The sequence below is a fragment of the Pedobacter psychrodurus genome, assembly GCF_032678585.1.
GTDB lineage: Bacteria > Bacteroidota > Bacteroidia > Sphingobacteriales > Sphingobacteriaceae > Pedobacter > Pedobacter psychrodurus_A.
In genome coordinates, this window is record NZ_JAVTSN010000065.1 from 26,323 (window position 1) to 38,425 (window position 12,103).

Below are 12,103 nucleotides of genomic sequence, written 5' to 3' on the forward strand. Positions count from 1 at the left end.
ACCAAAAAAAATAACTACTATTTTTTAAATTTAAGCTCCGTTTATTAACAGATAAAAAAAAGGTTTAATGTTTGTAAAAAAGAAAGGTAGAGCAGCATTTATATTTACTTTTTTGTAAATTGCGCCAATAACAGATATCCTTAAATCCTGTAAGAAAGAATTTTAACAATGAAGTTTGGCGCAAAAGTATTTTTATCTCTTCTGCTGCTTCTGTTTATCTATATTTCTTCTTTCGCCCAAGGTCAAAATCCGACACGTATAAGTTGCCCCGATGCGGCCCAATATTATTCGAAAGACAGTATAAACATTGTAACTTTTGGAGCAAGCACAGTAGAAGGTGTAAATGGTCTCAGTTTCCAGCCCCTGCTTCAGAACAACTTTATAAACTGTTATACCAATAAAGTAGTTGACATTACGAATCATGGTATAGGTGGTCAGACTACTTTTCAGGGTTTGCTTAGGATTGATAACGCCATAGCCAATAGAACAGGTTTTATTGTGATTAATATGGGAATTAATGATGCAATAGCTATGACTAACGGTAAGGGTAGCATAGCTGAAACTGTAGCCAATATGCGCGTATTTATCACCACGAGTTTGAAACAGAAATTGGTACCGATATTATGTACACTTCAATTTGTTGATGATAGGAACAATAAAAGTTATATTGCCGTAAATGCGAATATCAGGAGCATAAATGCAGCTTACAGAAAATTAGCGGCCGAGTATAAAATTTATATTGCCGATATAAATGCAGCGATAAGACGCGATTTTTCTTTATATCAAGATCCTTTTCATCCCAACGCTCGCGGTTACAGATTGGTGAGTTATGTGATATTTGATGCCATTAACAAAGCTATTTTTGATAAATTCTTAAAATTTACGGTTTCTCAGAATTACCCGAACCCTGCAGCAATGCAAACCTTTATCGACGTGGTTTTACCAGAATCAGATAAGCTTAATATCCAGATCTACGATTTAATGGGCCGACTGGTGAAAACCGTTGTAAACGAGTACCTCAATACGGGCAAACATACCTTAGAAATCAATACGTCGACATTTGTGCCCGGCATTTATTTTTTCAAGATTTCTTCTGATTCCGGTCAATACAATACCGCAAAAAAGTTTATTGTATCGAGGTAACAAAAGATTTAAACAGTAGTCTACACAGTAGATAATATGTTTTTATATCTTTAACAATGCCTGCAGATTCCCTATTCACCAACGAAACCATTAACCTTGATCAACTTCCGAAATACGAAGCGATACCGCTAAAACAACCTCACTCCCATTATTGGAGAATCATCTGCATCAACCTGCTGATCTTTTGGACCTTAGTGGGAATTGCCAATGGCACCTTAATATTATTGGTTGATGAAGTTAGACCTAATGCCGTTTGGATGATCCCTGCTTACTTCGCCTTAGTGGTTATCTCCTTTTTATTATACCACCTAAGTTTTAAAAAGCGTGGTTATGCCGTACGCACACATGATGTTATCTATAAAAGTGGAATTATTGCCGAATCTACAACGATAGTTCCTTTGAACAGGATCCAGCATATTGAGTTGAATGAAGGCATTTTCTCCAGAATATATAAATTAGGATCACTACAGATCTTTACGGCGGGCGGCCAAACCGGACATATCCACATTTCGGGTATTGCAATTAATGAAGCCAAAAGCATCAGGGATTTACTGCTGAAAAAACTGGATCTTCTTGAAAACCCCACAACTGAACCCGAAGCATAATGGATAACGATTTTAGTAAAGCACAGCGCGAATCGGCTTTTGGCATCATTATAATGGGCGCTCATACCATGCTAAAAATAGGCAAGGCAAGCTTTTTCTTATTCCTGATAGCCTTTGTAAAGATGTCGAGTACTTCTTTCACCTATCTAATCCTGGGCATTTCTGCTATAATCTTATTCAGTTTTATATTTGCTTATTTATGGTATTTGAAATTTACTTTTTTCTTAGACAAGGAAAAGCAGGAATTTGTGGTAAACAAAGGCATCTTCAACCGCGATCAGGTAATCATTCAACTGGATAAAATTCAGCAGGTGAATATTAACCAGAATATTCTGCAGAAAATTATAGGGGTGTATGGTTTAAAAATTGATACTGCTGGCGCCCATGGCGAAGAAGTAAGCATAAAAGCAATCGATGAAACATCTGCTTACAACCTTAAAGAACATTTATTAAACAGAAAAGCCGCCACTGAAGCGCAACCTGAAAACGCACATGAAAACCATTTGCAGGAAGAAACACCGTTTTTAAGAATAAGTGCCTGGACTTTGTTAAAGGTAGGGTTAACATCCAATTATGGACAAAGTTTCGCCTTACTTGCTGCATTTTTTTACACCGTAATTTATGAGGGCAGGCAACTGCTTGATGCCTTCAAAATTAATAAAGACGAAATCCAGGGTACGGTAACAGGCATGCTGACCATTGTTACGGTTTTTATTTTAATTGCATGCCTTCTGGTTGTGCTACTAATTATCAACCTCGTTAGAACCTTTTATAAATATTTCGAACTGGAAATTAGTCAACATCAAGATACCCTACTGATTTCTTCTGGATTAATCGCTAAGAAAAACACGTTGGTGAGTCCAAATAAAGTCCAGATTACCAGATACAGCCAAAACTATTTTCAGAAGAAGATGAACATGCTGAATATGAGTTTAAGACAGGCCCATTTTGGACAAAGTAAAAAAGGGCATGAAATGCAGGGAAATACCTTGGAAATCCCTGGCTGTAATCCAACTGAGCGGGATGAACTGTTAAAAATGATTTTAGGTTCAGCTCCGTTAAAAGGAAAAACTTTTATCCCCGACTGGCGTTTTTTGAATTTACCCATTTTCTTTAAACTGGTTTTGCCTATTGTTATATTTTTGATCTTCGCCTTTAACATCCCTGAGGTAAAGCCTTTTATTGCTATTGCGATAGCATACTTTTTTATAGGTGTACTAATGATTTACATCAGCTACAGGAGGCACAGGATTTCGGTAAACCAGGATTTTATCATCAAAAAAAGTGGCATTTGGGATATTTCGGATGAAATTGTAATGCCAAATAAGATTCAGGCGATTACTACTTTTCAATATCCATGGCATAAAGGTGTAGATGTTGGGCATCTTTCTTTACATACCGCGGCAGGGCAAATTCATTTTAAATACGGCAATTACACCGAAATTAAACAGCTTGTAAATTATTGGTTGTATCAGGTAGAAAGTGGCAACGAAAATTGGATGTAAGTGTTTAACATGATTGTTTTATCACTTTAGGTGTAGCGGATGGCTAATCCGCTACATGTTTCATGTTGTTATGCTTTAACGCTACAATATCATAATCCCTTTAATGTTTCCTGCCTGTTTATAAATGGCAATTACTTCATCAGCATTTTGTACAGTCTTTTTTACCGTGATCGAAACATATTTCCCGGTTTTCGAAGCTTGTTCAATAAATTCATCATCAGGCAAAATGGCGCGTAAATCTTGTATCTTATCTAAGCCTCCAGTAATGATAAATTTAAAATGGTAAACACCTGGAAACTGCTCAACACTTTCCAATTTCTCTTTTAAATTGGCATAAATATCTGTATTTGCCCCCTCTGGGATATCAGAAAACTCAATATCTTTATTTATTTTTTTCTCTTCCATATTGCAAACATATCAAATTCTATACCCAAAACATTAAGGTGTAATTCTGGCAGAATAAACCTTTTTGTAATTAAAAACCCCGGCACTTTGAGCCAATAAAACAATGAAGTACAGGGTTTTTTCATTGTCGCATTAACTGCGAAATCTTTAAAAATTTAAGCGCTTATTACCTATCAATAGAAAATGGGCTGCCAGTGATCAATCGATGTTAATTTATAACAGATTTATTTTGTGACCGTTTTTTTTGTGACCAAAAAAACTGTCACAAGAAAACATGCCACAACTTTGTGACCAAATTTTTTGTGACCAAAAAAACTGTCACAAAAAAACATGCCACAACTTTGTGACTAAATTTTATGTGACTAAAAATTTGCTCACAACATAAATGGTCACAAAAATTAAAAGGAGCTTTGGATTTTAAACTAATTACTAACAACTTTGGCAAAAAGCCATAGGAATTGTTATTTTTGAACCTCAAAAAAACAGGAGTCGATTTGGATTATTTAGCAGGATTAAACCCACAACAAAGAGCAGCAGTAGAGAACACAAAAGGACCGGTAATGATTGTTGCGGGTGCAGGTTCGGGCAAAACCAGGGTAATTACCTATCGTGTTGCCCACCTTATTCAAACCGGTACCGATCCGTTTAACATTCTGGTTTTAACCTTTACCAACAAAGCAAGTAAGGATATGCGCGAGCGTATTGGCAAAGTGGTTGGTGCCGAGGCAAAAAACATCTGGATGGGTACATTTCACTCTGTTTTTGCGAAAATTTTGCGTGTAGAAGCCGAAAAAATCGGTTATCCAAGCAATTTCACCATCTACGATACCGACGATAGTAAAAGTGTAATCCGCGCTATTTTGAAAGAAATGCAGCTGGATGATAAATTATATGCAGCAAATTTCGTTTTCAACAGGATTTCTTCTGCAAAGAATAATCTGATCTCATGGGGCGAATATCAGGTGAATGATCAGATCCAGGCTGAAGATATCCAAAATAAACGTCCATTAATCGGTCAGATTTACGAAACTTATGCCAAACGCTGTTTTAGGGCCGGTGCAATGGATTTCGACGATTTGTTGTTCAAAACCAATATCCTGTTAAAAGAACATCCGGACGTTTTAAATAAATACCAACAGAAATTTAGATACCTGATGGTGGATGAGTATCAGGATACCAACTTTTCGCAATATACCATTGTTAAAAAACTGGCTGCTGCTTATCAGAACATCTGCGTGGTGGGCGATGATGCCCAAAGTATTTATGCTTTCCGTGGTGCAAACATCCAGAATATCTTAAACTTCGAACGCGATTATCCTGATTTAAAGGTTTATAAATTGGAGCAGAATTATCGCTCTACCCAAAATATTGTTGATGCGGCAAGCAGTATCATCGCCAACAACAAAAATCAGCTCGAAAAGAATGTATTTTCTGAAAATGCAGAAGGCGACAGAATTAAAGTTTCGCGTGCGTTTACCGATAATGAAGAAGGTAAATTAGTTGCAGAAGCCATCATCCAGGAGCGGAGTACAAAAGGTTATCAATACAACGATTTTGCCATTTTGTACCGTACCAATGCCCAAAGCAGGGCCATGGAGGAAGGTTTACGTAAGCTGAATATCCCTTATCGAATATATGGCGGTCAATCTTTCTACCAACGTAAAGAAATTAAAGATTTAATTGCCTATTTCCGTTTAACTTTTAATCCGAAGGATGAAGAAGCCATAAAAAGGGTAATTAACTACCCTAAACGTGGTATTGGCGATACTTCCATCGATAAAATTATCGTTGCGGCAGACCAGAACGATAAAACCATGTGGGATGTAATTTCGAATGCACATCAATATGTTGATGGCCGTTTGGCAAACCAATTGAACGATTTCGCGATGATGGTTCAAAGCTTTCAGGCAGAAGCAAAAAAGCTAGATGCTTATGATACTGCTTTGTTTATTGCCCAACATGCGGGTATTTTAAAAGAATTATATACTGATGATAGTGTTGAAGGCCGTGCGCGATACGAAAATATCCAGGAGTTATTAAATGGTATCAAGGAATTTTCCGAGCGTGAAGACATTGAAGAAAAAGGTCTTGATGTTTTTATGCAGGATGTTGCCCTTTTAACCAATGATGATAAAGATGGCGACAAAAATAAGGATACGGTTTCTTTAATGACGATCCACTCAGCGAAAGGTTTGGAGTTTAAAAACGTATTTATAGTGGGATTGGAAGAAAATCTATTTCCTTCGCAAATGTCGCTAACCAACCGGACTGATTTGGAAGAAGAACGCCGTTTATTTTATGTAGCCATTACCCGTGCTGAGATAAAACTGACCATTACTTATGCGACTTCACGTTACCGTTGGGGAACTTTAACCAACTGCGAACCAAGTCGTTTTATAAATGAAATTAGTCCTAAGTTTTTAGAGTTAGATGTTAAACCTGCCAAATCAACCAGTTTTGATGGCAATTTTGATGATGACCGCAAATCGTGGACTTCTCAACCCCGCGATTTCATTAGCAAACCAAAACCAACTGCAGGGGCAACTACCTCTGCCCCACCAGTACGCCCAAAAACAACATCATTACTGGCAAAAGCACACGTGCCCACACCTGGTTTTACCCCATCGCAACCGCACGAATTTCAAGGTGGCATGGAAGTAGAACACGAAAAATTCGGTTTTGGAAAAATTATCAGCTTAGAAGGAACCTTACCTGATGTGAAGGCAACCGTATTTTTCCAGGGCTTGGGCAATAAACAGTTGCTGCTTAAGTTTGCAAAACTGATGATTGTAAAATAACTTCACCCTATTAAAGTTTTTGCTTTGGCAACATCACTGCAATCCCTATCCTTATAGAGAGCGAACAAAGCTTTGCAGATTAGGCGATAGGTTTAATGCGCAAGCCAAAAACCCCTCTCTTTAAGGAGAGGGCTGTTACAACATTTGCCTAATTTCTGCCTTTCACTGGGAGAGGTATTGAAAAACCACAAAATTATCCTTAATATTGAACTCGGTTCTCCCGATTACAAACCATGCAACTTACTAGGTTAGAAATTAAAGGTTTTAAAAGCTTTGGCGATAAAGTGACCATCAATTTTAATGAAGGGGTTACGGCTATTGTTGGGCCTAATGGTTGCGGAAAATCTAATGTAATCGATGCCATGCGCTGGGTTTTGGGCGAGCAGAGTACCAAAGCCTTACGTTCGGAAAAGATGGAGAACATTATTTTCAACGGAACAAAAAACCGTAAACAAGCACAGCTTGCCGAGGTATCCTTAAGTTTTGATAATACCAAAAACATTCTGCCTACAGCTTACTCGCAGGTTACCGTTACCCGTAAACTCTATAGAAGTGGTGATAGCGAATATCGCTTAAACGATGTGCAATGTAGGTTGAAAGACATTACCGATCTGTTTTTAGATACCGGGATCGGCTCTGATAGTTATTCGATTATCGAGCTGAAAATGGTTGACGAAATCATTACCAATAAAGAACATAGCCGCCGCTCCCTGTTTGAAGAAGCATCAGGTATTTCCAAATACAAATTACGCAAAAAACAGACTTTCAGCAAGTTAAAAGATACTGAAACGGATTTAGAACGTGTAGAAGATTTACTTTTTGAAATTGAAAAAAACCTAAAAACCTTAGAAAATCAGGCGCGTAAAGCAGAACGTTACTATAAGTTAAAAGAGCAGTACCGCGAATTGAGTGTTCAACTGGCTACACACCGTATTGCCTTTTTCCGTACCGATTTAACCGCATTAGAAACACAGGAACAAAATCAACAGGTAAACCGCACAGCGCTCAGCAACAAAATAGATACTGGTGAAGCTGAGTTACAAAAGCTTAAAATGGGTAGTATTAGTCAGGAAAAGAATCTTTCTGTCCAGCAAAAAGCTACAAATGAGTTTGTTTCCAAAATCCGTGCTTACGAAAGTGAGAAAAAAGTAAAGAACGAACAGATGCGTTTTTTACAGGAGAAAGAAACACGTTTATCTGGCGAACTCGAAAAAGATAAAAACCAGGTTAACCATATTAAATACAATATTAAGCGACTAAATGAAGAAGTTGTAACAGAAACTGAGGTTTTTAACAAACTGGAATCTGATTTAAAAAGCTTAAAATCTACGCTTGACACGCTACGCGAACAGCAACAGACCGAGAAAAACAGAATTGATAACCTGATCAAATCTGTTAACGAACTGCAAAATCAAGTATACCAATCTCAAAAAGAAATTGATATCCTCAACATCCAAAAAGATGCTTTGGTACAGGAGAGCAACCGGAATGTAGATGATACCGAAACCAAAACCCTTGAATTAAAGGCTTTTGACCATGCTTTGGCCGAATTGGATATTCAGGTAAGAGAAAAACAGGCCAACATTAAAAACCTCACTGAGGCTGAAGAAATCTTAAAGGAAAAACTGGCTGGTTCAGAAATCAATTTAAGTTCGAACAAGGAAAAACTGACGGCCGAAAACCGGAAGAAAGATGCCAAACAAAACGAATATAACCTGACCAAATCGTTGGTTGATAGTTTAGAAGGCTTCCCTGAATCGATCCGTTTTTTAAAGAAAAACAATGCCTTTGCTAAAAGCGCCCTACTTCTATCAGATATTTTATTCTGTAATGAAGATTACCGCATTGCCATAGAAAACTATCTCGAACCGGTAATGAACCATTATGTGGTCGATCAGTACGCAGACGCCGTTCAGGCCATTAACCTCCTCACGGATGCCAGTCGTGGACGGGCGAATTTTTTCATCTTAGAAAATGTTCCTGATAAAAACCCTGTGGTTGGCACTCATGAAGGCCTGGTTTCGGCATTATCGGTTATTGAAGTCGACAAGAAATACCAGCACCTTTGCAATTTGCTTTTGCAAAACGTATACATCGCAGTTGCTGAGCAGGAAAACCTTTTCAAAACAACGCCAACTGATAGTTTAACCATTTTGGCGAAAAATGGAAAATATGCCCAAACCAAATTCACTTTAGCAGGTGGTTCAGTAGGTTTATTTGAAGGTAAAAGGATTGGTCGCGCCAAGAACTTAGAAAATCTGGCGAAAGAGATCAAAGCATCCGAATCCCTGATCAATCAATATAATACTGCAATAAAAGCCGAAACGGATAATATATTTAACCTGAAAGAGGCTTCAAAAATTAATCAGATCAGTGCTTTGCAACAAGAAATGAACCGTTTAAACAACGAACACATTTCGGTGCAAACCCGCCGCGATCAATATCAGGAGTTTATTACCACGAGCGAAAACCGCAAAACAGATATTGCCCAAAAGATTGTTTCGATAGAAAAAGCGCTATCAGAAAAGTTGCCAGCATTGGTTCAATTGCAAAAGAATCAGCAGGAAGCACATGTTAATTTACAGGAACAACAACTGAATTACCAGGAAATTGCCGACCAGGTAAATGAAAGCGCAGGTAAATACAACCAGGATAATATCCGCTTCCACCAGCAACAGAATAAATTATCTGGTTTAGAAAAAGATTTAGATTATCGTTTTGTACAGGAAGAAGCTTTAAATAAACGTATTGCCCAAAACGATAAGGAATTACAAGAAGCACTGACCCAAATTACGGCAACCTTACAACATACCGATCTTAACGACGATACTCTTTTAGAAATGTATCAACAGCGTGAAGAGATGGAAAAAGGACTTGCAGAAGCCGAACAAGCTTATTTTACGAGTAAAGGAAGCATTAACGAGGTAGAAAACGATTTAACCAATATCCGCAAAAACCGCGAAGAAACGGATTTTCTGCTAACCGAAATTAAGGATAAAAAGAACGCGTTAAAAATTGACTTAAATGCCTTAAAAGAGCGTTTAGCTGTCGAATTCAACATTGATATTAACGATCTTTTAGAAACCGATCACGAAATTGAAGCCTTAGAGAGCGAGTTCGAACTGCGCCAGAAAGTAGAGAAAATGAAACGCCAACTCGACGAATTTGGCGCCATTAACTCCATGGCTATGGAAGCTTTTAAGGAAATGGAAGAACGTTACACATTCATCCAGAATCAGAAAAAGGACCTTAACGCAGCTAAAACGGATCTTTTACAAACCATTAAGGAGATAGACGATACGGCTAAGGATAAATTTATGCAGGCCTTTACACAGGCCCGCGAACACTTTATTGTGGTTTTCCGCTCTTTATTTAATGAAGAAGATAGTTGCGACCTGATTTTATCAGATATCAATAATCCTTTAGAAGCCGATATCGATATTGTTGCACGTCCGAAAGGCAAACGACCATTATCCATCAACCAGTTATCTGGGGGAGAAAAAACTTTAACGGCTACAGCACTATTATTTTCGCTTTACCTTTTAAAGCCTGCGCCATTCTGTATTTTTGATGAGGTTGATGCGCCCTTAGATGATACCAACATTGATAAATTCAATAATATTATCCGTAAATTCTCTGATCAATCGCAGTTTATCATCGTATCGCATAATAAACGTACCATTGCCAGCACCGATATTATTTATGGCGTTACGATGGTGGAGCAAGGTGTCTCGAGAGTTGTAGCGGTAGATTTAAGGGAAGTTGCAGCCTAAGCACCCATAGTGCTATTAAGTTTTAAAACCTAATAACCTCACCATGAGCATGTTTCTAATTTAAAAATGAAAGCCACAGTTTTTTGGCAGCCTTTAGTCCTGCTGTACACTCTAGCCTCGCGAAAAGCTCGGTCTGCCGTTCCCATCAGGTTTAGAAACGCAATACAGTAACACAAACAGCGTTTGAATAGCGTACCGAAAAATGTATATTTGTTAATAACGACCAAAAATATGTTAGCTACAGTTAAAGGATATTACGAAAAAGGAAAGATAACGCTAAAAGAAAAAGCGCCAGTACAAATTAAAACGGAAGTTATTGTTACTTTTTTAACCGAAGATAAGCCACTTCTCGTTAAGAGGATTCCCGGTGCGCTTAAAGGGAAAGTATCAATTCCTGATGATTTTAATGAACCTTTAGATGATTTAAAGGATTATATGTAATGGCATACAATTATTATCTTTTAGATACACATTGCTTAATATGGTTTCAAGAAAATAATCCAAAAATCCCTAAAAAGATCTTAAATATTCTTCAAAACACAGAAAATATTGTTTATTTCAGTCAAATTAGTTTGTTTGAAATTGCAATAAAACAATCTCTTGGTAAACTTCCTAACTTTAGTGTAACTGTTGAAGATATTTATAATCAGGCTATATTAGATGGCTTCACTTTCTTAGCTATAGAAAATTCTGCAATTTTCAACTATGATAAGGTTCCATTGTTGAACGAACATAGAGATCCATTTGATCGGTTATTAATTTCTTGCGCTATACAACAAGATGCTACTTTATTATCTGCTGATGAAAAATTCAAACTCTATTCTAATATTTTAAAATTGCTTTGGCAGTAATTCATTATAAATATGAAAATCTTATATATCCTCCCTTTAGCCATGATGCTAAGTTGCTGTTCATCAGTAAAAAATCAAAACACAGCAGTTTCAGGCAAACTAGATACCCAACTGCTAAAAGATGTTGAAGTATTATCATCAGATGCTTACCAAGGCCGAAAAACTGGAACAAAAGGTGCCGAAATGGCCCGGGCTTATATTATAGAAAGATTTCAAAAATTAGGCTTAAAATCCTATCCACAGCATGTAAACTATGCCCAGGAATTCACTTTTAATGGTAGAGGTGGTGCAAAAGTAAACGGTACGAACCTTATTGGCTACATTCCTGGTAAAGGAACAAATGTGATTGTGGTATCGGCACATTACGACCATTTGGGCGTAATTAAAGACGAAGTTTTTAATGGTGCCGACGATAATGCCTCAGGAACAGCAGGATTATTAAAAATTGCCGCTTATTTTGCAAAGAATAAACCCAACAACACCATTATTTTTGCTTCTTTCGATGCTGAAGAAATGGGTTTACAAGGTGCAAAAGCATTTGTAGCCAATCCACCAGTGAACATTAATACGATTGCAATCGACCTGAACATGGATATGATCAGCCATAGTGATAAAGGGGAATTATATGTATGCGGAACCTATAAATATCCCGATTTAAAGAAATATGTTGATACCGGTAAAACCAATATTAAAGTGCTTTTTGGCCATGATGATCCTAAACAAGGTCATGATGACTGGACCAACCAAAGCGATCAAGGCGCTTTTAATGCTAAAAATATTCCATTCTTATATTTTGGTGTAGAAGACCATAAAGATTACCATAAAGCTACTGACGAATATTCGACGATCACTAAACCCTTTTTTAGCAATGCCGCTGCTACCGTTCTCGATGTGGTAAAAAATATCGATAAACAAACCGGTCTACAGCAGTTATTAAAGGATAAAATGATGATGATGGACAACCCAAGAAAATCAGAAAGATTTTAATCAATTAATCAATTTTTAAAAAGCCTGCCCCATCCG

The 12,103-nt window shown here is 37.3% G+C and carries 9 protein-coding genes; 8 read left to right on the forward strand and 1 reads right to left on the reverse strand.

Annotation, left to right across the window (positions count from 1 at the left end; translation table 11 throughout):
* Window positions 1–168 precede the first annotated feature (168 nt).
* From R2S57_RS27850 to R2S57_RS27860, 3 genes are read left to right on the forward strand one after another with little or no spacing between them, the layout of a single operon-like run.
* A complete protein-coding gene (locus R2S57_RS27850) occupies window positions 169–1,143 on the forward strand; it encodes an SGNH/GDSL hydrolase family protein (RefSeq protein ID WP_316848191.1) in 975 nt (324 codons plus the stop codon).
* A 56-nt stretch (window positions 1,144–1,199) separates the two neighbouring features.
* Window positions 1,200–1,748 (forward strand): PH domain-containing protein, encoded by a 549-nt coding sequence (locus R2S57_RS27855; protein WP_316848192.1) that lies wholly within the window; start codon window positions 1,200–1,202, stop codon window positions 1,746–1,748.
* Window positions 1,748–3,253, forward strand: coding sequence for a PH domain-containing protein (locus R2S57_RS27860; RefSeq protein ID WP_316848193.1), 1,506 nt, complete (start codon window positions 1,748–1,750; stop codon window positions 3,251–3,253). Before R2S57_RS27855 ends, R2S57_RS27860 begins: the two co-directional genes overlap by 1 nt.
* Window positions 3,254–3,334: 81 nt before the next feature.
* Here R2S57_RS27860 and R2S57_RS27865 read toward each other — a convergent pair whose 3' ends face one another.
* Complete coding sequence (locus tag R2S57_RS27865; RefSeq protein ID WP_316848194.1) at window positions 3,335–3,658, reverse strand: DUF493 domain-containing protein; 324 nt, start codon at window positions 3,656–3,658, stop codon at window positions 3,335–3,337.
* Between the two features lie 494 nt (window positions 3,659–4,152).
* On the opposite strand from R2S57_RS27865, the gene R2S57_RS27870 reads away from it, so the two are divergent.
* The 5 genes from R2S57_RS27870 to R2S57_RS27890 all read left to right on the forward strand — a co-directional run bounded on the left by R2S57_RS27870 (window position 4,153) and on the right by R2S57_RS27890 (window position 12,067).
* A complete protein-coding gene (locus R2S57_RS27870; RefSeq protein ID WP_316848199.1) occupies window positions 4,153–6,456 on the forward strand; it encodes an ATP-dependent helicase in 2,304 nt (767 codons plus the stop codon).
* Between the two features lie 233 nt (window positions 6,457–6,689).
* Window positions 6,690–10,229: a chromosome segregation protein SMC gene (smc, locus tag R2S57_RS27875; RefSeq protein WP_316848195.1), complete on the forward strand. Its 3,540-nt coding sequence runs from the start codon at window positions 6,690–6,692 to the stop codon at window positions 10,227–10,229.
* A 231-nt stretch (window positions 10,230–10,460) separates the two neighbouring features.
* Window positions 10,461–10,670 carry a DUF2281 domain-containing protein gene (locus R2S57_RS27880; protein WP_316848196.1) on the forward strand — a complete coding sequence of 70 codons (210 nt, stop codon included), beginning with the start codon at window positions 10,461–10,463 and terminating at the stop codon, window positions 10,668–10,670.
* Complete coding sequence (locus R2S57_RS27885; protein WP_316848197.1) at window positions 10,670–11,080, forward strand: type II toxin-antitoxin system VapC family toxin; 411 nt, start codon at window positions 10,670–10,672, stop codon at window positions 11,078–11,080. Before R2S57_RS27880 ends, R2S57_RS27885 begins: the two co-directional genes overlap by 1 nt.
* 12 nt (window positions 11,081–11,092) lie before the next feature.
* Complete coding sequence (locus R2S57_RS27890) at window positions 11,093–12,067, forward strand: M28 family peptidase (RefSeq protein WP_316848198.1); 975 nt, start codon at window positions 11,093–11,095, stop codon at window positions 12,065–12,067.
* Window positions 12,068–12,103 lie beyond the last annotated feature (36 nt).